25 protein-coding genes are annotated in these 21,136 nt (G+C 39.8%); 20 read left to right on the top strand and 5 right to left on the bottom strand.

Annotated elements, in window-relative coordinates:
* Window positions 1-3 precede the first annotated feature (3 nt).
* The 13 genes from AADY36_RS19075 (at window position 4) to AADY36_RS19015 (ending at window position 8,813) form a co-directional block, all read left to right on the top strand.
* Window positions 4-390 carry a hypothetical protein gene (locus AADY36_RS19075; protein ID WP_342409495.1) on the top strand — a complete coding sequence of 129 codons (387 nt, stop codon included), beginning with the start codon at window positions 4-6 and terminating at the stop codon, window positions 388-390.
* A gap of 916 nt (window positions 391-1,306) precedes the next feature.
* Window positions 1,307-1,687: a hypothetical protein gene (locus tag AADY36_RS19070; protein WP_342409494.1), complete on the top strand. Its 381-nt coding sequence runs from the start codon at window positions 1,307-1,309 to the stop codon at window positions 1,685-1,687.
* A gap of 114 nt (window positions 1,688-1,801) precedes the next feature.
* Window positions 1,802-2,029: a hypothetical protein gene (locus AADY36_RS19065; protein ID WP_285221199.1), complete on the top strand. Its 228-nt coding sequence runs from the start codon at window positions 1,802-1,804 to the stop codon at window positions 2,027-2,029.
* Window positions 2,030-2,144: 115 nt separating this feature from the next.
* A complete protein-coding gene (locus AADY36_RS19060; protein ID WP_342409493.1) occupies window positions 2,145-2,498 on the top strand; it encodes a hypothetical protein in 354 nt (117 codons plus the stop codon).
* Window positions 2,499-3,470: 972 nt separating this feature from the next.
* Window positions 3,471-3,923, top strand: a complete 453-nt coding sequence (locus AADY36_RS19055) for a hypothetical protein (RefSeq protein WP_342409492.1) — start codon at window positions 3,471-3,473, stop codon at window positions 3,921-3,923.
* A gap of 114 nt (window positions 3,924-4,037) precedes the next feature.
* Window positions 4,038-4,478, top strand: a complete 441-nt coding sequence (locus tag AADY36_RS19050; protein WP_342409491.1) for a hypothetical protein — start codon at window positions 4,038-4,040, stop codon at window positions 4,476-4,478.
* A gap of 179 nt (window positions 4,479-4,657) precedes the next feature.
* Complete coding sequence (locus AADY36_RS19045; protein WP_342409490.1) at window positions 4,658-5,065, top strand: hypothetical protein; 408 nt, start codon at window positions 4,658-4,660, stop codon at window positions 5,063-5,065.
* A 99-nt stretch (window positions 5,066-5,164) separates the two neighbouring features.
* On the top strand, window positions 5,165-5,668 hold the full coding sequence (locus tag AADY36_RS19040) for a hypothetical protein (RefSeq protein ID WP_285221202.1): 504 nt from the start codon (window positions 5,165-5,167) through the stop codon (window positions 5,666-5,668).
* An 81-nt stretch (window positions 5,669-5,749) separates the two neighbouring features.
* Entirely contained in the window at window positions 5,750-6,202 is a 453-nt protein-coding gene (locus AADY36_RS19035) for a hypothetical protein (protein ID WP_055021985.1), read from the top strand.
* An 84-nt stretch (window positions 6,203-6,286) separates the two neighbouring features.
* A complete protein-coding gene (locus AADY36_RS19030) occupies window positions 6,287-6,550 on the top strand; it encodes a hypothetical protein (protein WP_342409489.1) in 264 nt (87 codons plus the stop codon).
* Window positions 6,551-6,692: 142 nt separating this feature from the next.
* Entirely contained in the window at window positions 6,693-7,166 is a 474-nt protein-coding gene (locus AADY36_RS19025) for a hypothetical protein (RefSeq protein WP_054563963.1), read from the top strand.
* A gap of 73 nt (window positions 7,167-7,239) precedes the next feature.
* Window positions 7,240-7,467, top strand: coding sequence for a hypothetical protein (locus AADY36_RS19020; protein ID WP_285221199.1), 228 nt, complete (start codon window positions 7,240-7,242; stop codon window positions 7,465-7,467).
* Window positions 7,468-7,910: 443 nt separating this feature from the next.
* Window positions 7,911-8,813, top strand: a complete 903-nt coding sequence (locus AADY36_RS19015) for an alpha/beta fold hydrolase (RefSeq protein WP_058584258.1) — start codon at window positions 7,911-7,913, stop codon at window positions 8,811-8,813.
* On the opposite strand, the gene AADY36_RS19010 is transcribed toward AADY36_RS19015, so the two are convergent.
* The 3 genes from AADY36_RS19010 to AADY36_RS19000 form a co-directional block, all read right to left on the bottom strand.
* Window positions 8,746-10,230: a tetratricopeptide repeat-containing sulfotransferase family protein gene (locus AADY36_RS19010; protein WP_342409488.1), complete on the bottom strand. Its 1,485-nt coding sequence runs from the start codon at window positions 10,228-10,230 to the stop codon at window positions 8,746-8,748. The two genes, AADY36_RS19015 and AADY36_RS19010, sit on opposite strands and share 68 nt — an antisense overlap.
* A 145-nt stretch (window positions 10,231-10,375) precedes the next feature.
* A complete protein-coding gene (locus AADY36_RS19005) occupies window positions 10,376-12,961 on the bottom strand; it encodes a TonB-dependent receptor plug domain-containing protein (protein WP_342409487.1) in 2,586 nt (861 codons plus the stop codon).
* A 297-nt stretch (window positions 12,962-13,258) separates the two neighbouring features.
* On the bottom strand, window positions 13,259-13,411 hold the full coding sequence (locus AADY36_RS19000) for an oxidoreductase-like domain-containing protein (RefSeq protein WP_239963937.1): 153 nt from the start codon (window positions 13,409-13,411) through the stop codon (window positions 13,259-13,261).
* A 106-nt stretch (window positions 13,412-13,517) separates the two neighbouring features.
* On the opposite strand from AADY36_RS19000, the gene AADY36_RS18995 reads away from it, so the two are divergent.
* Both AADY36_RS18995 and AADY36_RS18990 read left to right on the top strand, forming a co-directional pair.
* Window positions 13,518-13,928: a hypothetical protein gene (locus AADY36_RS18995; RefSeq protein ID WP_054563995.1), complete on the top strand. Its 411-nt coding sequence runs from the start codon at window positions 13,518-13,520 to the stop codon at window positions 13,926-13,928.
* 88 nt (window positions 13,929-14,016) lie between these two features.
* On the top strand, window positions 14,017-15,378 hold the full coding sequence (locus tag AADY36_RS18990) for a leucyl aminopeptidase family protein (RefSeq protein ID WP_342409486.1): 1,362 nt from the start codon (window positions 14,017-14,019) through the stop codon (window positions 15,376-15,378).
* Between the two features lies 1 nt (window position 15,379).
* On the opposite strand, the gene gloA2 is transcribed toward AADY36_RS18990, so the two are convergent.
* Together gloA2 and AADY36_RS18980 are read right to left on the bottom strand one after the other, a co-directional pair.
* On the bottom strand, window positions 15,380-15,766 hold the full coding sequence (gloA2, locus tag AADY36_RS18985) for an SMU1112c/YaeR family gloxylase I-like metalloprotein (RefSeq protein ID WP_342409485.1): 387 nt from the start codon (window positions 15,764-15,766) through the stop codon (window positions 15,380-15,382).
* Window positions 15,767-15,836: 70 nt separating this feature from the next.
* Window positions 15,837-16,910, bottom strand: a complete 1,074-nt coding sequence (locus AADY36_RS18980) for a ketoacyl-ACP synthase III (protein WP_054563970.1) — start codon at window positions 16,908-16,910, stop codon at window positions 15,837-15,839.
* Between the two features lie 151 nt (window positions 16,911-17,061).
* Between AADY36_RS18980 and AADY36_RS18975 the strand changes: the two genes are divergently transcribed.
* From AADY36_RS18975 to AADY36_RS18955, 5 genes are all read left to right on the top strand, one after another.
* On the top strand, window positions 17,062-18,372 hold the full coding sequence (locus AADY36_RS18975; RefSeq protein ID WP_287200722.1) for a metal-dependent hydrolase family protein: 1,311 nt from the start codon (window positions 17,062-17,064) through the stop codon (window positions 18,370-18,372).
* Between the two features lie 8 nt (window positions 18,373-18,380).
* On the top strand, window positions 18,381-18,785 hold the full coding sequence (locus AADY36_RS18970; protein ID WP_054563972.1) for a nuclear transport factor 2 family protein: 405 nt from the start codon (window positions 18,381-18,383) through the stop codon (window positions 18,783-18,785).
* 17 nt (window positions 18,786-18,802) lie between these two features.
* A complete protein-coding gene (locus tag AADY36_RS18965) occupies window positions 18,803-20,014 on the top strand; it encodes a sensor histidine kinase (protein ID WP_342409484.1) in 1,212 nt (403 codons plus the stop codon).
* Window positions 20,011-20,544: a response regulator transcription factor gene (locus AADY36_RS18960; RefSeq protein ID WP_285221193.1), complete on the top strand. Its 534-nt coding sequence runs from the start codon at window positions 20,011-20,013 to the stop codon at window positions 20,542-20,544. The genes AADY36_RS18965 and AADY36_RS18960 overlap by 4 nt, the downstream gene beginning before the upstream one ends.
* 152 nt (window positions 20,545-20,696) lie before the next feature.
* Window positions 20,697-21,101 (top strand): DUF1761 domain-containing protein, encoded by a 405-nt coding sequence (locus AADY36_RS18955; RefSeq protein WP_054563975.1) that lies wholly within the window; start codon window positions 20,697-20,699, stop codon window positions 21,099-21,101.
* The last annotated feature ends 35 nt before the right edge of the window (window positions 21,102-21,136 follow it).

Here is a 21,136-nt window from a genome sequence, read left to right as displayed (position 1 = left end):
TTAATGAGATGGTATCTCACACTATTCATCATTGCAGCGCTTGCGGGTTGTGAAAAAAACACTTTACCTTCTGGGCTAAAGATGGAGAAGTCTAAGGTTTTAACTTCTTCGCTTGGGCATAAGGCATATATTGTTGAAACAAGTTCTGTAAGTGGTGATGTTACTCAAGTATTTCTTGATTTTGCTAACGGCACTTGTGGTACGGGAGTCTTAGCTTCTTATCAATTGAGTGCTGAGTTCAAGCTGACTTGGTTGACTGGGAGTGAATTACAGATTAAGAAAACTAAGCCTCTTGAAGTTCAATTTAATGCTTCGTGGCCATTATTACGCTGTTCTGATCACGTGGTTAAAGTTAGGGTCGTAGAGTTCGAAGCTAACAATAAAATTTAAAATGAAAAAATACTGGCTGGCGTTTATTCTTCACGCACTGTAGCAAACAAGTAGTTGCCCTTTTATTTAGTAGTTAGATAAGCGGTTTATATCTATTCTGAGAGTTTAATTGTTAGGTTTAAACATCAATTGAGAGACAGCAACTAGCAAATTCACCATCCGAAGTGCCAGCTTTCCCGAAGTTCCGCGAAGAGCCAATTACTGACCATCAAGCATGACTCGTTACTGTCCCAAGACGTTTTTAGGCGAATTACTAAAAAGAGCGAACTTCGGCCATTCAAAATTGCTTTTCTATTTCGTCAAAGTATATTGCTTGCATAGTCAGGAAAGCGAACCAATCACTCGTTTTTATCCTGAGGTAAAAGCGAGAACTCCTAAATTTTAATAACACTGGTAATTAGTTAACAAGTTTGTTAGAAATAATCTAATAAGAAAAACGAGCTACGCTGTGGTAGAAAAACGCGCGATTAGCTCGCTATAAACATGTTAGGCATACAAAGGTAGGCATTTGGCAAATTTCAAAACCCTTACGAAATGGCATGTTTTCCTCGGAATTCTGAGTCTTATTCTGTTTGGAATTCCCAATTTTTTAGCTGGTGATAATATTACTGAAGCTGGGAGGTTTTACTTGCCATTAATGAATGTGTTTTTTCCGTTACTGCACTTTTCAATTGCTTACGGGTGTAATATTCAATCTGAATTTGGAAGGCTAGCGTCAAGAACATGCGGCTTTTTGCTAATGCCTTTCTTTCCGTTCGGCACAATTATTGGATTTATTCTTTTTGAAAATACAAAGAAAAAGTTCCAGCTACAAGATGCCTAACAAGGCGCGTCACTCAGAAAACCACTCGCTGGCCTTCGGCCAAAATACTCGTGTTTTCTGGTGCGCTTGGCGTTAGTAGTCTCGGAGGCTTTGGTGGAATTTGACGACTTAAAGTCAATCATTGATGTCAGCAGGGATCTGGAACTGACTCTTAAATCACCTAATTGGGAAGTGATAAAATACCCAATCTCTGACAGTGGGAGCTGGATGTCAAAAGAGCTCTTTCTGAAAGTATTTTCAGAGACATCTGAGTATAAGAATAGTGATGAAGTATTTGCTTTTGAGTCTTTTGAGCGCATGTATAAAGCAACTGGGAAAACTAACAGGCTAAATGCCGAGTTCAATTTAAACTGGGCAGACTTTAATAATTTTCAGGAGTCTACTGAAATTCTTTATTTTTATTTAGTCCCTCAAAATTTAAGTTGGGTGCTTTACGGTAACCGCGACTTTTGGCAGTTTGCAAAAGGCTACTAACAAGTTACTCAAAAGGACACAAAACGCTTGGCTTGTGCTCCTTCGTCGCTGATTTTAGCCAAGCATTTATGCGCCCATTAGTAAGGCGTTATATAACACTCGGGAATCGGAGAAATGAGTAAAATCTTACTAATAATCGGTATAGCTCTAGCAGTTGCAGGTGCACTGATGTTTATTGCTGACTTCTTACCAGTTGATTTCCTAAAACAGAGCTCAGAAGAAAGCTATCTAAAAATTGAAGCTAGTAAATCATTTTCTCTAATAAGTTACAGGTTACATTTTCTAGTTGTTGGTATTATCTGTTTGTTGGCTTATAAATTTAAAAATGTAATTGGCTTTTAATGTGTTATATAACAAAGCAAATTAAAAAGGGCGGACAAAAATCAGTTGGCTTTGTTCGTACCTCACAAATTTTAGCCAACTAATTTTTGCCGTTTATTTGCGGCGTTATATGCCTATGAATAAACTACTAACATTTGCGGCACTGTTTATCTCTTTTAGTGCTGTCGCTGAAGTATCAGACAAGATGGCAACAATTTCTCAGTTGTGGCTTCAAGGCTTTTTATTTGGCGCTCCTGTTTATTTTTTAACAGTATGGCGTAAAGGTTTTCTAGTTCTTGGTATTTTACTTACCGTGTTTTTTGCTTACGCTGCATATGCAACTCTTAGTGATCCATATGTTGGCGTAGGAATAATTCAAGAACAAGGAACGCCTTATATAATTGCATCATATAGTGCAGCCGTAATCATTGCTTTATGTTCAGCTTTCGGTTTATTTAAAAACAAAGCCAAATTTAAAGCCGGCATATAACAAGGCCATAAAGCCGAGGGACATAAAACAGTTGGTTTGTCGCTCGTGCCTCGCTACATAAAACAGTTGGTTTGTCGCTCGTGCCTCGCTAAAGTATAACCAACTGATTTTATCGCCCCTTATGGCGGCGTTAGGTGCTCCGGTGAAAGAGAGGTTAAATTGAAGCGTAGTGTTCAGTTTAAAATATATTTGGTTTTGTTAATCTTATGCATCATAGGCTACCAATTCCAACATACAACCGTTGATGACTTCTTTGTTAACCCGTTTTATATCGGTAGTATGGTTCTTGGTGTTCTATTAGTAATTAAAGCTTTGGGTTATACCTGCCAAAAGTGTAATAGAAATCAAGTAATGCAAGGTTTTTACAAATATCACTTACCATCTTCAAATTGTTATAACTGTGGTAACGATATTGACCAAAATCGCACCTAACAAGCAATTAAACAGGGATAAAAACTTGCGGGCTATTCGCTTCGCTCAATTTTAGCCCACAATTTTTTACCCGTTAATCGGGCGTTACTGATTAAATACTCTAACGTGTTTTGTCCAGTGATGAGTTATAAATATAACTCGCCTTTGCCCCTTTTCGAGTTAGCAAATTGCATATTTTGCAAATTGGTCTTGCCCCAAAATAATTCAGAGCAGATACTCTAGAGTCGAATTTGAACGAACTACGGAAGTTACCTAAAATAGAACAACTGAGTAGTTAGATAGTAGCCTCTGCATGTGTAAAAAATAAAAATTGCTTCTTAAGGCTAATTTAGGTGTAATGAGTACATAATAAGCACCGAGCAATGCAGGGAAAGCTTACATAATACTAGCTAAGCTGATTAAATTAGCTCAGGAAGTGAGAACCACCAAAAAGCAACTTCCCATTGTATAAACAACACCAACTCTGACACACCGAGGAGTTAGCAGCTCAGTCCAACAAGCGATTATGCAACACAGACTTCGTGTCGCATAAATACTAAAATGTTATACGAAGAGCAGGCATCAAGGATGATTTATAAGAAGTTCATGAGAGTATTCAAAGAAACGAAAGGGATGCCAAAGTTGTTCCGGTTTCAGCATTTGCTCAACTCAATTACATACTCACTGATTGTGCTTTTTGCTTTCTGGCCTTGGCCAAACGGAGAATATTCGTTAAATGGGCGCAGCCTTACTTACCAAGAATTTTGGTTAACAGGTATGGCGCCCAGCTTTCTGTTATTTAGCATACTAATCATAGCAATTTGCTTTGCTTCAGTGAATAAACACTGGGCTGGCCGCGTTGGAACTTTCCTATACTGGGCATCTATTATTGCCTTCATGACTTTTTATTCTTTAACTGGGGTTTTAATAGGTGGGGTGATAATAGCTGTTTGGGCGTACTATGTGTTCTATAGCGCTGGCATGAGGCAGTTTTTTGTTCAGTCAAACGTATAACAACCCAATTAACCCTCTCACTTCGTACGCTGGGACGCATACACGCGGGGCGGCTTCGCCATTATACCCCACATGTCTGCGCCCATTATTGGAAAGTTGGTAGCTAGGTAGAGTATGAGAGTATTTTTAACTTTCTTTGGATTGTTTATTTCAAGTTATGCCTATTCAAATGCTTCATCAGATGCTGAAAATGAAGGCGAAGCGATTGGAATAGTTTATGGGCACATTAAAGAAATTGATGTTTTTAAATTTATGTGCAATAGAAAGGCTTCTGAAGCTGGGGCTATAGTTACTGAAGCTATTGATGCATGGATGTCTAGGAATAACGCGGTTGTTACAAACCTAATGACTGGCTTAGATAGAATTTCGACAAAAGAACGAGAGCAATTGTTCGATCTTGGAAAGAAAGTTTCAAATAACTTAATAATTTTGTTTAACAAACAGAGCCAACCTGAAAAAGAAGAGTTGTGTCTGGCACTAGCAATGAAATTGAGTTCTGATTTGTATAAAAAAGAGTACCCAATAGCCTATAAGATAATGGGTAAAGGTACATAACAAGGGCTTCAAAAAGTGAGTAAATAAAGCTTGGCTTTGTTCGCTTCGCTCAGTATTTTAGCCAAGCTTAATCCGCCCATTATACGGGCGTTAGCTTTTAAAGTAAGGATTGACTATTGAGGAATGTTTTAGCTGTTATAATTGTCACTTATATTTTTTATGGGTGGATTGGTTATTTTTTGGATAATTCAGAAGGATCAAATAAATTAGCTAAATTTAGTAGTCTTACTCTTGAAGATATTGTCTCAATTGAAGCGATAAATTCTGAGTATATTAATGTGACAAATTCAGCATTAAATTCCACCCAATCAAAAGAACTATTAATTAATGCTATTACTAGTGCGGAGCAAGCATCAATCGCTAAGAGACCACCCAAAAACACCAAACTATATATTAGAATTAAAACAAAGAACGACACCATAGGTTTGAATCTGATGGTTCCACTTACCAAAAGATGTGAAATGTATTTTGTTGTTGTAGATCGGGTTTATGATGGTGAAAGTTACACTCAGGATAGTTATGGCCGCTTTATCGCTACTGGGCTTTATGAATTTTTAGTTGAGGCAAAGTTAGTAAACGAGAGCTAACAAGCAATTAAACAGGGATAAATAACTTGCGGGCTATTCGCTTCGCTCAATTTTAGCCCACAATTTTTTAACCGTTAATATAGCGTTAGGCAATCAGGCATGTCCAAGTTTACATATTATAGAAATCTTATATTAGCTGCTGTTTGTGTTGCTCTTGGTATATCTATTAGCTATGTTCAACTAACTCAAAAAAACGGTGGCTTCCCTTATAAAGAAGAGCTGGTTAGTCGTGATGGGTATATCGATTGGGTGCAGGAGTATGATTACGGAATTCGCTTTGCATTTGTAGATGATAATTATAATTTCAATTACCCTTCTAAATCTAACGGCCAGAGCATAGTTTATGACTCATTATTCAACTCTAAAGGGAAAAGAGTTGAGGTTCTATTTGAACCTAGCGAAAGTACGAAGCCAATATATACAACTAAAGAGTTTCACGATGTATTTGAAGTCAAGATAGAGCAAAATGTAATCCGTTCCTATGCCGAATCAGAAAAGGCGTGGAAATCAGATAACCTACTTATGCCGTTTATATTGGTACTATTTTTAATTGGTGGGCCTTATATATGGTGGAAAACCAAGAAAGAGTACAAGAATGCCTAACAAGCGCATATTGTCGGACTGCTTTTCTGCTGCGCTCCAAATCAGCCGAAAATGTGGGCGTTAAGTATATTGCAGGGAAGTATGATTAGACTTTTAGCTTTATTATTTTTTATTCTACCGTGGTGCTCAGTTGCTACTACTGATGTGGTATTTATTTCCGAGAAAATAATTACGCCTGAGCAAGCGAGTGAATTCGGTATTCACAGGCTAACCGCTGGCAATGACCAGAGCTGGAACGTATTAGTTTATCCTTCTAAAAACGCTAATAATGAGCCAGTCACAGAAGCATCAATGACATTCACTATTAAAGAAAAAGAAGTGGCATTGGTACTTCCTAAAATCAGTAATTTTGAACAGACTAGTTTCAAACGTTCAGATGTCGTTTTAGATACCAACTCTGATGTAGCTGTAAGTTTCGCAGTTACATATGGCTCTCAACGCTTGGTACTAGTTAATATTACCCACTTAAAATCGAGAGATTATGAAACGTTTGCAATGCAATATAACAAACGCCTTATCTCTGAAAATGATTAGTTGTCATGGTTTTGGAAAACAACACAAAAAGCCATGCCAACACATTGCTTGTTAAGCAGGCGTTATACATATAAAGGATTCAACTTGGTAAATATTGAAAGTACGGCAGGAATTGTTGCAACGGTAACATTATTAATACTGTTTATGTTCTTTGCTGCCAATATAGGAATGATCATTCTAGAGCAGAAAATATCCACAGGCAGCCTACAAGCATTTGGCTCAGGTTTGGTGAAGATGCTCAATAAAAGTGACAATCCTAATAGTTACAAGCAAGCGAGGGTTTACTTGGTTGGAAGTGCTCTATCATTTTTTGCATTCATGGCTCTTTTGGAGTTTGGCTATGCATAACAAACACCTCTATAGGTCACTTTTGAGCTATCAGATATAGTGATTCGCCTAATGATATTGGCTCTGCTCCATAATTTGATATTGCACTAACTTTTATGTTGGTGATGACATAAATACTAAAATGTTATAAATAGGAGGAGTAATGATCGAAGAAATTGAGGAATGGATACATCAGGTGAATTCCTCACATAGGGAAGTGCGTCGGTCTTGCTCCGTCTTTGAAGAGCATTTCAACGGTTTCTACTCGCCTGAATTTCTGAAGACAGCGTTTTTCGTTGTTACCGACGAAATCCCAAAGCCTGATTTTCCAGGACTCCGGGAAGCAGGTTTAGGAGACTTCATCGACATGGATGTGGGAGGTATTACCTACAATGATACCTATTACGTAAAGAAAGAAGCTGCAAACGAGCTTCGGCTTCACTTCCATGAATTGGTTCATGTGCTGCAATGGCGTGAGCTCGGGCCTCAAGGTTTCATAGAGCGTTACATTCGAGAGATTCAAGATTTTCGGTATGACAACGCTCCACTAGAAAAGATGGCCTACGCCTTAGATGGGCACTACCAAAGCAAGGGGCGGCATCTCGGTGTTGAGCAGTTTGTCCGAGAAAATTTATAACAATTCGCGTCACTCGGGCGCACTAAAGTGCGCCGGTGCGCTCCGCGTTATATAACACTCGGGAATCGGAGAAATGAGTAAAATCTTACTAATAATCGGTATAGCTCTAGCAGTTGCAGGTGCACTGATGTTTATTGCTGACTTCTTACCAGTTGATTTCCTAAAACAGAGCTCAGAAGAAAGCTATCTAAAAATTGAAGCTAGTAAATCATTTTCTCTAATAAGTTACAGGTTACATTTTCTAGTTGTTGGTATTATCTGTTTGTTGGCTTATAAATTTAAAAATGTAATTGGCTTTTAATGTGTTATATAACAAAGCAAATTAAAAAGGGCGGACAAAAATCAGTTGGCTTTGTTCGTACCTCACAAATTTTAGCCAACTAATTTTTGCCGTTTATTTGCGGCGTTACGAATAAATGCTCTAACATTTTTTCCAAATATGGTCATGCTCAACATCTGTTCACACTGAATGATGGCCTTTAGAACGCTCATGGCAAAAGGCCATCTCCTCCGCATATGTTAATTACGTAACATAGAAATCATCAAACAATTAGCCAAAGGCTCGTGCAAGTCTAACTTCAATGAATAATGGCTCTGCATTGGTGTTACTATTTAATCAAAATCTCATCGTGCCTGAGATTCTCATTTTAAGTGGCAATCGCCACACCAAAAACTTGCTTTGCTAAATAGACTGGCGTAACTTAGCACTGGTACGACGAGTCTATAAGAATAAAAAGGTCAAACGTGACGATTAAACAAGAATCGGTGTTTATTAAACTCGCCGAAAGCCAAACCTTACATTTACGCCGTATTAGTAAGACTGATGCGAAAGGCCCTGCGGTGTTTTTTATGCATGGTGCCGTTGAAAATGGCAAAATCTTTTACACCCACAGCAATAAAGGTTTAGCACCATTTTTAGCTGAGCATGGCTATGTTTGCTATGTGGCTGATTTACGCGGTCGTGGTGAAAGTAAACCTGCGATTTCAAAGCATGCAAAGTATGGTCAAACCGAGGCTATTTTAGAAGATATCCCCGCATTTTTAGATAAAATTAAGCAGCTTGAAGGCGAGCCTGCGCGTTATTGGGTGGCACACTCATGGGGCGGGGTGTTAATGAACAGTGTGTTTGCCCGTTTTCCTGAGTTGATTGATGATGTGAAAGCCTGCGGTTATTTTGGTTCTAAACGGTCTTTGTATAACCATCACCCAAGCAAGTATATTCAAGGTAATTTGATTTGGTATGGTTTGGCGCCATTAGTTGCCCGTAAGCATGGTTTTGTGCCGGCTAAAAAACTGAAATGGGGCAGTGATGATGAAACCCGTAAGTCACATTATCAAAGTATGCAGTGGGCTAAGCGTAAACCTTGGGTCGATACTGACGATGGCTTTGATTACGCCAACGCATTAGCTGATAAGGCACTACCGCCCATTATGCATGTGGCAGGTGTTAAAGATAAAGCCCTATGTCAGCCGATTGATATTGAAAAGTTTATGGAAGAGTCGGGCATCGGCAAGCAAACGATGACCATTTATGGCCGTAAATTTGGCCATAAGGTCGATTATGATCACATTAATATGCTTACTCACCCACAGGCGCGTTTTGATCAGTTTGTTGATTTGTTGAACTGGTTTGAGACTCACGCATAAGCGTGTGCATTGCGCTCTCGTAGCGTTTGTATTTCTCTAATGCTTTATCAGTTAACGGCTGTCTTACAGCCGTTTTGCTGAGCGTTGCCACCGGTTTTTTTGACTTATAAAAATCTAAAAACTGTGTGCTGTACTCAATGTTTAAGAACTTACACAGGGCTGTTAGTGTTTGTTCGCTGTCACTGATAAGTGCTTCATAGCTTAAATCAAAAACCGCCTCTGGCATCACGTTTTGCCAATGCTCCATTAACTGCTGATACAAATCAAAATACTGTTTAAACTCTGGGAGTGAACAAAAATAAGGTTCGTTTTCAGCAAAATAGTTGCTAAAAACTGACCAAGCAATTGCATTATACTCGCGCTGCATATTAATAAACTTGGCGTTAGGAAAGAGTAAGTAAATCAATCCAAGTGACTGATAGTTAGCAGGTAGCTTATTGATCATAAAGGGGCGCACAACTGGCGCTTGCTTTATTCGTTCAATATAAATATTACGGGCATTGTTAATTAGCCCTTGGTTTAGCTCTGCTAAGCAATCTGGGTAAGGGAGCTGTGTTTGTTGTTCAAGGTATGCAACAACCTGATTGCTGATACTGGCATCTTCGCCAAGACTGGCAAAATTATCATGGCTTGCCAGCATTTGCTCCACCAGTGTTGAGCCACTTCTTGGCATACCAATAATAAAAATGGGTGTAATTGTGCCGGTGAATGTTTTGTCTCTGGCATCAATTAGTTCAGCTGTATTTTGCTCTATGATGCGCTGATAAAAAGGCACTAAGTCACGGGTTTTAAACTGCGTGAGTTTTGTTTGTAGCTTATTAGCTAGGCTAAAGTAGTTAAAAGCTTGTTCTGTATCATTTAACTGATCGTAGCTTTTACCAAGGGCATAATAACACACCATTTTTAAGCGCAGGTTATTGGTCAAAGTTAAAAATTGGTGTAGCTCATTTATGTAATTTTGTTCATTGTTAAAACGCCCAAACTGCACTAACTCAAATAAAATGTACGCCTTTACAGGGTAATTTCCCATACCAAGGGCATGCTTTAAAATACCGTAGGCTTTGTCTAACTCGCCATAGGTTAAATAATGTTGGGCAAGATAGTAGTGTGGCTCAGGGTTGTGGCTGGCAATTGATTTTGCATATTCGAGTACGGTTAAGGCATCTTGTGGTGAATGCACGCCATTAAAAGCATCGGCAAGAGCATGGAGCGGTTCAAGCATATGAGGTAATCGTTCACAAGCTCTTTGTAGAAGGTAAACAGCAGCATCATAACGTTCTAAACGCAGTGCAATACGGCCCAATCCAAATAACGCTTCGCCGTTTTCAGGATCTGAATCGAGAATGGTTTTAAAATGAAACTCGGCCTCTTTAAGCTTGTTTTCATTCAGTAGTTGATTCGCTTTTTCTAACAGCATAGGAATGGCGGGTTATTTGTTATTTTTATTTACTATAAAACGAAAAAGGCGAAATGTCTTTCGCCTTGGTTAACTATAAATATCCAGAATAAATCCGGGGTATCGACTTTCTAGGTTGATTGTTCAACCTAGAAAGCTGTTCTATTTAGAAAGTATACGTAGCTTTCACGTAATAGAAGCCGCCGTTGATACCATATGGCGACGTTTCGTAGTATTTACCACCCCAGTTATTGTTAGGGATGCCAGTACTATCTACAAAATCAAGTTTCTCTGCTTCTTGGTCGAATAAGTTGGTCGCACCTACAGAGAAGCTAAGCTCTTCAGTTAGGAAGTAAGTTACTTCTGCATCAATCGTTACTGCAGCATCAGCTGTTTTCGCTGTTGCATCGTAATCTACGTGTACGCCTTGGTATTCGCCATAGTAGTTAACACGTGTAAATGCAGAGAAATTCTCCCACTGTTGTGCCCAGCTAAGCGTTGCACGGTGATTTGGTAAGTCATTTTCTAAACGGCTTACTTTAAACTCACCAGTAATGTCTGTTGACTTAGTTACTTCAGTGTCGTTCCAGTTGTACGCTAAGCTGAATGTTGAGCTACCGCCTAACAAATCAGTTGAGTAGTTAGCTACAGCATCAACACCTTGCGTTGTTGTATCGAAGTCATTCGTGAAGAAGCTTACTTGCGCTAAGTTTTGTACGTTTGGTACGCCTGCTGCTTCAAGTGTGTCTTTATCAGCTTGGCTTAACTCAATTTTATCTGATTGACTGATACGGTCATCAACTTGGATGTTGTAGTAGTCAACTGTGAAGAATAAGTCACCAAGTGTCCAAACTGCACCAAATGTATAGCTTTGTGATTCTTCAGGTTCAAGCTCTGTACCACCTAATTGCACAGCAATTGGGTTTGTTGGTGGTAAAAGTGCTGAGTCAACAAGTACACCGCTGCTTAGGTTTGTTTGAACGTTACTTACATTTGCTTGACCAACAGTTGGTGCACGGAAACCTGTACTGATTGAACCACGAATGTTTAAGTCTTCAGTTAAGTGGTATTGACCAGTTAACTTGTAGTTAGTTGTTGAACCAAATGAATCATAATCTTCATAACGTAGTGCTAAGCCCATTAAGAAGTCTTCTGTGAATGGTGCTTCAACATCAACGTATGCAGCATAGTTACGACGTGTATACTCGCCCGCATCAGATGGTTTGAAACCAGGGAAACCATTTGAACCGATACCAAAACCTTGTTCTGTTAGTGGGCCAGCTGTGAAAGACGCTTCGTCACCAGAAACAACTGTGAATGTTTCTTCGTGCCATTCTAGACCACCGGCAACGTTTACATCGTAAGCTAAGCCAAAGTCAAAACCTTTTGATAAATCTGCATTAAAGTTTTTCTCTAACTGTGAGTATTTACCTGGGCTGAAATCGCGCGGGCTTTCTGGGCCTAATGATGCATTGATTGTGTCGTAGATGAAGTAACGAGATTCGTTGTAACCAACTGTACCGCTTAAGTCATAGTAAGCACCTTCAAGGAAACCAGAAGTGATTTCACCTTTAGTACCAATTGTTAATGCAGTATCTGTGATGTTACCACCGAAGTTAGGTGTAAAACCGCCCGGAAGCATTTCGTTAAATGCAAAACAGTCTGGGTTGTTAGCAACTAGATCGATGTATCTTTGGTTATCTAAAACGTTATCATCAATCATGATATCGGTAGGACAGTTACCGCTCATATCGCCAGTTAAATCACCAACAAGCAGTGTTTCACCGCCGTCATTTGAGTAAACACCTGGGCGTGTGTGTGGGTTACGATAGTAGAAACCACCACGTACGTCACGCTCAGAGTAGTTACCAAACATGTAGAATTCAGATGAGTTACTTAACTCAAGACCAATGTTACCAAAGATTGTAATATCATCATCAACTTCAGGTGCACCCCAAATTTGTGCTAAAGAAGATACTTCAGGTACACCTGCTGCGTTAAGTGCCGCCGCATCAGGGCGTTGTACTGAACGGCTAGTTGCATCAGCTGTTTTGTATTGGAAGCTTAAGTTAGCAAAACCACTATCGGTAAATGGTAGACCCACGTTACCTGAAATTTGTGTTGTATCGCCATCACCTTCGTAGTATTCGCCTTGACGAATTTCGAATGAACCACCTTCAGAGGCATCTTTTAATACAAAGTTCATTACACCAGCGATTGCATCAGAACCGTATTGTGCCGCAGCACCGTCACGAAGTACTTCTACTTGCTTTAGGGCAATACTTGGAATAACTGAGATATCAGCACCTTGAGCACCATCATTGATACCACCACCTAAGAAGGCAATAACTGATGCGCGATGACGACGTTTACCATTAACAAGTATTAATGTGCTGTCAGAAGGAAGACCACGTAAGTTAGCAGGGCGTACAAGTGACGCTGCATCACTAATTGGGTTTTGGTGAACGTTAAAAGAAGGAACCGAGCCTTTTAAAAGCTCTAGCATATCGGTGTTGCCGCCTTTATCTAGCTCTTCACCACCAATAATATCAATTGGTACTGGTGAATCGCCGATTGAACGTGGTGCTGAACGAGTACCTACCACGGCAATTTTTTCTACGTTTTTGTTAACTTTCGTTTCTTCTGCTGCTTGCTCTGCAGCAACAACTGAACCCGACACAAACAGGCCAGCTGTTGTTGTCGCTAAAGCAAATTTAATTGCTTGTTGTAGCGCATTATTTTTGAATTTCATTCCGACTTCCCCAGTTAGAATATTTATGATTATGTCACCGAAGTTAAATAATAAACTTGGTGTAAATCTCTTATACAGCCTGTAAATTTATTTTGCAAATTGTTAATGTGATGTTGTTTTTGGCGTTTTTATTTGGGCGTTATTATTGTTTTTTTAATTATGTGCATGAAATTAAAGGGGATAATTTATTCTTATTTTTTCTTTTAAGCGTAAGAAAGTATATAAAATATCTAAAAATATTTTAAAAAAGGAATTTTTTGATTGGTTTTTAAGCGAAATTGGATTTGGAACGGTCTATTAGGCTTGTTGCGGAATGTTGTTTAATTGCCATTGCTTTAATTTTTCTCGGTATTCATCCCATACACATGGGCAACAACTACCACCACCACAACATTCATCTGGGGCCGGCTTTTGGGGTTTTGGCTCACCCTGTTGTATAGGTGTGTTCATGTTTAATACTGAAAAATAATTACGAATAGAGTATTAAGAATAAAACAAAAACTAATATAAGTAAATTATGCTTTGTGAACTTAACATGCTGTGTGAAAATAGCCAAATGCGATTATACAAAGTTATTCATCGAGCCCCATTCAGAGTGGCCAAAATTACCAAAAAGCGTCAGACACTACGCTTCAAGCGCGCTATGGTAGCACTTAAAATCGCACTAGCCCAAGAAAAGCAAGAAACAAAAGAGATGCTTCATATCTATAGGCGATACACCCAAGGCCAAGCTACTAAAGAAGAATTGCATACTGCCAATGAGCAATTTTTAGATATATTAAAAGGGCTCGGTTTGGGCGTATTTGCTGTATTACCCTTTGCACCCGTGACAATTCCTTTGGTTGTAAAACTGGGTCAATGGGTTGGTGTTGATGTGCTACCTAGCTCATTCAATATCAATAAGTCGATTAAAGAGATTGATCAACAAGTAGAAAAAGAAGAAAAAGAGAAGCAAAACAAAGACTGATTAGGTTTTGCTTATCTGATTTTGCCTATACCTTTTGTATCAAGATATTGGTATGCTTAAATACCTTTTCTTTATATCGAGTCGTTTAATGAGTTCATTAATTCGCCATTCTTCTACGGGAATTCCCCTGTCATTTATTGCTAAAGCTGACCTATCAACGTGGTTAACCGAGCAGCCGCAAGCCTTACAAAATTGGCTAACAAATTGTGATTTTAAAAACAAAGGCATGGCCTTAATTGCTGATAGTGAAACCGGTTCTCTTGAGCATGTGTATTGTTTAGTTAATGATTTACAAGACTTTTGGTTAGCGGGTGACTTATCAACAAAACTGCCAGCAGGTTGTTATCAAATTCAAGGTGATGACAAGTTTGTAGAACAAGTAGCGCTGGGTTTTGTGTTAGGTGGTTACGAGTTTAGTGAATATAAAGAAAAACCATCGCCACGTGCCACACTAGCCATTAAAGATGAAAGCTTAGTTAAACGTTTATCGCAGCATGCAAGTGCCATTAATTTAGTGCGTGATTTAGTTAATACGCCTGCTGCAGATATGATGCCGCAACACCTATCACAAGTAATGGCTGATTTAGCCGACACCTTTGATGGTGAGTTTAGCGAGTGGGTTGGTGATGAATTATTAGAGCAAAACTACCCTACAATTCATATGGTTGGTCGTGCGTCTGAGAATAAGCCTCGCTTACTTGATTTACGTTGGGGCGCAAAAGATGCTCCACAAATTACATTAGTTGGTAAGGGTGTTTGTTTTGATTCTGGTGGTTTAGATTTAAAACCAAGCTCAGGCATGCGAAATATGAAAAAAGACATGGGCGGTGCCGCGCATGTTATTGGTCTTGCGCAGTTAATTATGGCTGCCAACCTACCAATTCGTTTACGCGTATTGGTACCTGCAGTTGAAAATGCGGTTTCTCGAAATGCATTTAGACCGGGTGATGTGATCAAAACTCGCAAAGGGATCACAGTAGAAATTGATAACACGGACGCTGAAGGTCGTTTAGTGCTGTGTGATGCACTTGCTGAAGCACAAAACGATAATCCTGATCTTATCGTTGACTTTGCTACCCTTACTGGTGCTTGTCGTGTAGCCCTAGGTACTGAATTACCGGGTTTTTTTGCAAATAACCGTGATGTTGCTAACAAATTGATGGATGCAGGCGAAAGCTGCCATGATCCTGTATGGCAACTTCCGTTATTTGATCAATATAAAGCATTATTAAAAAGTGACGTAGCTGATATTGCTAACTGTGCTTCCACTCCTTTTGGTGGTGCGATCACTGCAGCTCTTTACTTAAAAGAGTTTATTGAGCCAAGCACTCCTTGGGTTCACTTTGATGTCATGGCTTGGAACCTACGTGCATTACCGGGTCGCCCTACAGGTGGTGAAGCATTGGGTATTCGCGCTGTGTTTAATTACCTACAAGAACGCTTCCAATAATCTAGAGTTGGTAAAGCTCTAAAGGTAAATCATCGGGATCGGCAAAAAATGTAAATTGCTTCCCGGTGATTTCATCCACTCTTATTTCTTCAACCGAAATGCCTTGTTGTTCTAAGTACTGCTTAGATTTTGCAATATCGGCAACTTTAAACGCCAAATGGCGTAGCCCTTGTGCCTCGGGATAGCTTGGTCTTTGTGGTGCTCCAGGAAACGAAAATAATTCTAATTGGCTACCATCAGGAAGTGCTAAATCTAATTTATACGAGTCACGTTCAGCACGGTATAGTTCGTGGACAATCGGCAGTTTTAATACTTCATTATAAAAATGCTTTGATTTTTCATAGTTGCTACAAATGATTGCAGCGTGATGTATGCCTAATAATTCCATTATATAGTCCATTTTTTGCTCATAAAAAACGCGGACTAAGCCGCGCTTTTCTACTAAAGAGTGTCGAGGATTACTCTGCCGCTTTACATGCTGCAACAGCTGGTGCAACAAGTTCAAGGCCTGTTTTATCACATTCAGGTAAAGCTGCATCAGACACTGCAATAGGTGTCACGCGCTCGCCCCATTTAATGTAACTCGCCGCCCAAGTTAAACCAGCGCCAAAGGCTGCTGACATAATGTTTGAGTTTGGCTTGATAAGGCCTTGCTCAACAGCTTCACAAATTGCAATCGCAATTGTTGCAGCAGACGTATTACCATAGTCGGCAATGTTTACCATTACTTTTTCATCAGCTACTTTCAAGCGTTGCTGAATCGCTTGGATAATACGTAAATTTGCTTGGTGAGGAACTAATACGTCAATGTCATCAAGCTCTAACTGTGCTTGGTTCAGTACGTCGTCACAAGCTTCACTCATACCTTTAACAGCACGTTTGAAGATCTCGCGACCTTCGAATAATAAGTTAGACGGGCCAATTGGCTCGTACTTATTTAAATCGCTACCAAAGTTTTCGATGTGTAAGATATCGCGATCTTCACTATCACACCCGGTTTTAGTTGCAAGTAAACCAGATGGTGTATCTGAGGCTTCTAATACAACGGCACCAGCACCATCACCAAATAATACAGCACTGTCGCGACGCGCCCAGTTGATGTACCAAGTCATGCGCTCAGCAGCAATAACGACCGCTTTTTTGATCATGCCTGCACGAATTTGTGCCGTTGCTGCTTGTAATGCGTATAAAAAGCCTGAACATGCAGCGTTAGTATCCATTGCTGCTGCGCCAACCGCACCAATATTTTTCTGCACTAAAGAGGCCGTATTTGCCACCATAGTTGATGGTGTACAAGTCGCAAGAAGCACAAGATCAATGTCTTTACCATCAACACCAGCACAAGCAAGCGCTTGCTTTGCGGCAACGGTAGCTAAATCGGCAGTAGAAACATGGCTGACACGGCGAGATTTGATGCCTGTACGTGTTGTGATCCATTCATCATTGGTATCAACAATATTGCTAATTTCATCATTGCTGATGCTTGCTGGTGGTATACATTTACCCCAGCCAGTAATTTGGGCATAAGACATAATGTGTTCTCTTTATGTGGTCAGACTTGTTAAATTTTTCCGAAGTTATATCAAAATTCACTTGTTAACACTAGTTCATTGCTGCGCTATGTCGTAAATAATGGCATTTACTCAGTATTTAAGTTAAACCTAGTATAAAAAAGAGGCGATTATGAAAAAAATAAACCTAAAAATAAGTACATTATCGGTACTGTCTTTATTATCTTCGTTTGCTGTTAATGCACAAACCACCATTATTCATGCTGGAAAGATGCTGGTAGGCACTGATCAAGATGTCAAAGAGCAGCAAACGCTGGTTATTGAAGACAATAAAATTGCCGCAATAAAAGCTGGTTTTCTATCAAAGCAGCAATTAAACCTCAGTGATGCAGATGTTATTGATTTAAAAAATCAGATGGTATTGCCGGGTCTGATTGATATGCATGTTCATGTAACCTTTGAGCGAGATGCAAAACGTAACCCTCACCAATGGGCAACTGAATACGAAGCCGATTACGCTCTTCGCTCTCTAAAGTACTTACAACGTACGGTTGATGCAGGTTTTACCTCTGTGCGTGACCTAGGTAGCAGCTATCAAGTTATCTTTCCATTAAAGCGTGCGGTTGAACGTGGCGATATTGTTGGCCCGCGCATTTTTGCTGCGGGAGATATGATCACACCGACCGGTGGTCACGGTGATATGCATGGCTATCGCCGTGATATTACCAAAGCGACAGAAGGGGGTGGCTTGGGTGTGTGTGATGGCGCAGCCGATTGTACTCGTGCAGTGCGCGATGTAATTAAAAGCGGTGCCGATGTGATTAAAATAACCGCGACAGGTGGTGTTTTAAGTAATACAGCGGCAGGGGTTAATCAGCAATTTACTGATGAAGAACTCAGTGCCATTGTAAACACAGCCCATCATTTAGGCCGCAAAGTGACCGCTCATGCTCATGGCACAGAAGGTATAAAAGCAGCACTTAGAGCGGGTGTTGATTCAATCGAACATGGCTCTTTTTTAGATAAAGACACGGTTAAGCTTTTCAAAAAGCAAGACGCGTATTTAGTTCCAACCTTACTCGCTGGCGCAACAGTAAAAGAAGAGGTGCTAAATAACCCTAATATGCCAAAAGCAATTGCTGATAAGGTCGAAGTAGTAGCGCCAAAAATGGAAGCATCGTTTAAATTAGCGTTAAAAAACAAGGTTAAAATAGCCTTTGGTACAGATTCAGGCGTATCTAAGCATGGTGATAATGCTAAAGAGTTTGAGTTATTAGTTAAATACGGCATGACACCAAAGCAAGCAATTAAATCAGCCACCGTTGAAGCTGCTAAACTATTAGGTCAAAGTGATAACCTCGGTGACTTGAGTGTTGGTAAACAAGCAGATATTATCAGCGTGAATATGAATGTGCTTGATAACATTAGTGAACTTAGTCAGGTTCAGTTTGTTATGAAGGGCGGTAAAGTGCTCAAACAGTAAGGGTTACTATGGGCGGTAAAATTAAAGAGACGTTATTTAATCATTTAATTGATGCAGAGCGGCAGCTTCTTGAGCCAGAGGTACGGCAATCTGCTGAAGCGCTTGATGCATTACTTGATGATGATTTTATTGAAATAGCCGCTGATGGCACGTCATTTAATAAGTTCCAAGTTTTAACCCGCCTGCCAACTGAGGTGGTACCGCAGTTTTATAATCAACATTTTAAAGGCCGAATGCTCAGTGATGATATTGCACAGCTAAGCTATCAAGCGGCCTTTAGACGTTCAGCTCGCTCAGAGTTTAACTACTCAGTTCGTATGTCACTGTGGCGTTTTAATGGTAAACAATGGCAAATGGTGTTTCATCAAGGAACGCCTTGTGCTGTTTTTACAATTTCAATGGACGATGATTAAGCTTTAAAGAGTCCGTTATGCAAACCGATCCGGCGATCAGTCGCCTACTAATTTTAAGAAGCGCCGCAATCGCCGTGCAGTTTGTAGCTGTTATTGCGGTATATTTTCTTTTTGAATACCAAATCCCCTTACTGCCTTTACTTGCTGTAATTTGTATTGAAGCAATCTTTCAGCTGTTAAGTATATTCGCTTACCGAAATGTCACGAAAGCCAAGCCTGCAGCTGTGTTGATGCAGTTGACAGCCGACTTATTGTTTTTAACTATTTTGCTCTCCTTAAGTGGTGGAGCAACAAATGCATTTGTTTCGTTATTACTGTTACCGATAATGATAGCGGCGGTGACTGTTAATGCGAAAGGGCTTGCTTATACAGCTGTGCTGGCAATCGCAGCTTATAGTTTTTTACTGATAAAAATGCCCGAACATACCATGCACCAAATGCAGATGACTCATCATTTTATTGGTATGTGGATTAACTTTGTTATCAGCGCCATCGTTATTTCCTTTGTAATTGGTACATTAAACAGCACGTTAAGAGCCAGAGAAGCTACTATTGCACGTACCCGCGAGCAACAATTAAGGCATGAGCAGTTATTAACGCTTGATGGGGCAGCAGCACAAGTAACGCACCAACTTGCAACGCCGATAGCAAACTTACAGTTATTATTTGAAGAGCTAAAAGAGCAACAAGCTGATGACCCTATTGTGCAAGAAATGGCTAAGCCATTAGCACAGTGTAAAGAGCAACTTGCTCATTTTAGGTCACTTTCAAATGCACTAAGAACCGGTGAAACACAACAAGTGATTAGTGCTAAAACACTACAAAACACGATTCAAGATGCGATGACTCTGCATTTTCCTGAGCAAAACTTACAATGGCTAAATGAGGCCCCTGAATGTTCGATTTTAAGTGACGCCATGCTGTTACCGGCTATTTTAAATTTACTGCAAAACGCCGTAGCGGCAAACAACCATAATCAGCAACACAACATTGAGGCTAAGTGGCAAATCGATAAGCAAATACTTTCATTGTCGTTACGTGATTTCGGTCAAGGATTTAGCGAGCAACAAATGGCATCATTAGGCGGTCAGCTCATGCCAAGTAGCGACGGAATGGGAATGGCAGTTATGCTTTCTAATGTAACCTTAGAGCGCTTAAATGGCTCATTAACACTAAGTAATCACCCACAGCAAGGCGCGATTGCGATGGTTAGTTTAAAAATTGTATGAAACTTTTAATTATTGAAGACGATGTAAACCTAGCCAGCACGCTTGCGAGGCGCTTTACAAAACAAGGCTTTACATGTGAGCTCGCTCATAACGCTGAGCAAGCTTTACAAAAAACAACCACTTTTGAGGCAAGCCACTTTCTGGTGGATTTAAAACTTGGGGATGATAACGGCCTTGCGCTAATTAAACCTTTAAGAGAACAATTTCCTTCAGCTCGTATCGTATTGCTCACGGGGTTTGCCAGTATTGCCAGTGCAGTAGAAGCGATACGTTTAGGTGCTGATGACTACTTACCAAAGCCTGTCGATTTTAATTCATTATTAAAAACAATCTTGGGTGATGTTGAATCAGGCGTTTCGTTGGAGAGCACAGAGCCAAGCCAAATAATGTCGCCAGAGCGTCTTGAGTGGGAGCATATTCAACATGTATTGCATAGCAACAATGGTAATATCTCTGAAACTGCGCGCCAACTGAATATGCACAGAAGAACCCTACAGCGTAAATTGCAGAAAAAACCCGTACAACACTAAATTGATTGTTTATTAAACTGAAATAATTCTGCGGTTAATCCTAAAGTATGGTTTAGATATTAATAGGTACAAAACTCAGCCTTTTTGATTTGCTGCATCGCTGATCCTTAACTAAAGTCAAATTAAACCTGTTAGTTGTATGAGTCTGGCGTATGCATTTTTCAGAACTTAATTACTTCGCGATCTTTTTTGCTGCCCTTGCATCTTTCTTATTGGGCGCTGTGTGGTATTCACCTTGGCTTTTTAAACGTATTTGGATGGAAAGCTGTGGTTTAACTGAACTTGACCTTCAGAGCATCAATCCGGTTATGGTGTTTGGCGGCAGCTTTGTTTTATGTTGTTTAATTGCATTTAGTTTATCGTTATTTATTGGCGCAAATGTCAATGTGGGAGTGGCTGTTGGCACAGGGTTTATTATTGGCTTGTGCTGGGTTAGCTGTGCCTTAGGTATTGGCTATATTTTTGAACAACGCCCATTAAAATTGTTCTTAGTTAATGCAAGTTATTCAATATTACAGTTTTCTGTTATCGGCTTAGTTTTGGGGCTTTGGCCTTAACATGTTAAGGTAAGGTTTTATTTTAGCAATGTAGT

It is taken from the genome of Pseudoalteromonas sp. D15MCD-2, from assembly GCF_038562745.1.
In the GTDB taxonomy this organism is placed as follows: Bacteria; Pseudomonadota; Gammaproteobacteria; order Enterobacterales; family Alteromonadaceae; genus Pseudoalteromonas.
The sequence above is the reverse complement of the archived record's forward strand: the minus strand, read 5'-3'. Positions and strand labels throughout refer to the sequence as shown.

Excerpts from the sequence above, each read along its gene's own strand:
- AADY36_RS19060 (WP_342409493.1), top strand. The coding sequence starts at position 2,145 with ATGAATAAACTACTAACATTTGCGGCACTGTTTATCTCTTTTAGTGCT.
- AADY36_RS19025 (WP_054563963.1), top strand. The coding sequence starts at position 6,693 with ATGATCGAAGAAATTGAGGAATGGATACATCAGGTGAATTCCTCACAT.
- AADY36_RS19055 (WP_342409492.1), top strand. The coding sequence starts at position 3,471 with ATGTTATACGAAGAGCAGGCATCAAGGATGATTTATAAGAAGTTCATG.
- AADY36_RS19035 (WP_055021985.1), top strand. The coding sequence starts at position 5,750 with ATGATTAGACTTTTAGCTTTATTATTTTTTATTCTACCGTGGTGCTCA.
- AADY36_RS18995 (WP_054563995.1), top strand. The coding sequence starts at position 13,518 with ATGCGATTATACAAAGTTATTCATCGAGCCCCATTCAGAGTGGCCAAA.
- AADY36_RS18990 (WP_342409486.1), top strand. The coding sequence starts at position 14,017 with ATGAGTTCATTAATTCGCCATTCTTCTACGGGAATTCCCCTGTCATTT.
- AADY36_RS18965 (WP_342409484.1), top strand. The coding sequence starts at position 18,803 with ATGCAAACCGATCCGGCGATCAGTCGCCTACTAATTTTAAGAAGCGCC.
- AADY36_RS18960 (WP_285221193.1), top strand. The coding sequence starts at position 20,011 with ATGAAACTTTTAATTATTGAAGACGATGTAAACCTAGCCAGCACGCTT.
- AADY36_RS18970 (WP_054563972.1), top strand. The coding sequence starts at position 18,381 with ATGGGCGGTAAAATTAAAGAGACGTTATTTAATCATTTAATTGATGCA.
- gloA2 (WP_342409485.1), bottom strand. The coding sequence starts at position 15,766 with ATGGAATTATTAGGCATACATCACGCTGCAATCATTTGTAGCAACTAT.
- AADY36_RS19050 (WP_342409491.1), top strand. The coding sequence starts at position 4,038 with ATGAGAGTATTTTTAACTTTCTTTGGATTGTTTATTTCAAGTTATGCC.
- AADY36_RS19065 (WP_285221199.1), top strand. The coding sequence starts at position 1,802 with ATGAGTAAAATCTTACTAATAATCGGTATAGCTCTAGCAGTTGCAGGT.
- AADY36_RS19040 (WP_285221202.1), top strand. The coding sequence starts at position 5,165 with ATGTCCAAGTTTACATATTATAGAAATCTTATATTAGCTGCTGTTTGT.
- AADY36_RS19000 (WP_239963937.1), bottom strand. The coding sequence starts at position 13,411 with ATGAACACACCTATACAACAGGGTGAGCCAAAACCCCAAAAGCCGGCC.
- AADY36_RS19020 (WP_285221199.1), top strand. The coding sequence starts at position 7,240 with ATGAGTAAAATCTTACTAATAATCGGTATAGCTCTAGCAGTTGCAGGT.
- AADY36_RS18975 (WP_287200722.1), top strand. The coding sequence starts at position 17,062 with ATGAAAAAAATAAACCTAAAAATAAGTACATTATCGGTACTGTCTTTA.
- AADY36_RS18955 (WP_054563975.1), top strand. The coding sequence starts at position 20,697 with ATGCATTTTTCAGAACTTAATTACTTCGCGATCTTTTTTGCTGCCCTT.
- AADY36_RS19010 (WP_342409488.1), bottom strand. The coding sequence starts at position 10,230 with ATGCTGTTAGAAAAAGCGAATCAACTACTGAATGAAAACAAGCTTAAA.
- AADY36_RS19005 (WP_342409487.1), bottom strand. The coding sequence starts at position 12,961 with ATGAAATTCAAAAATAATGCGCTACAACAAGCAATTAAATTTGCTTTA.
- AADY36_RS18980 (WP_054563970.1), bottom strand. The coding sequence starts at position 16,910 with ATGTCTTATGCCCAAATTACTGGCTGGGGTAAATGTATACCACCAGCA.
- AADY36_RS19075 (WP_342409495.1), top strand. The coding sequence starts at position 4 with ATGAGATGGTATCTCACACTATTCATCATTGCAGCGCTTGCGGGTTGT.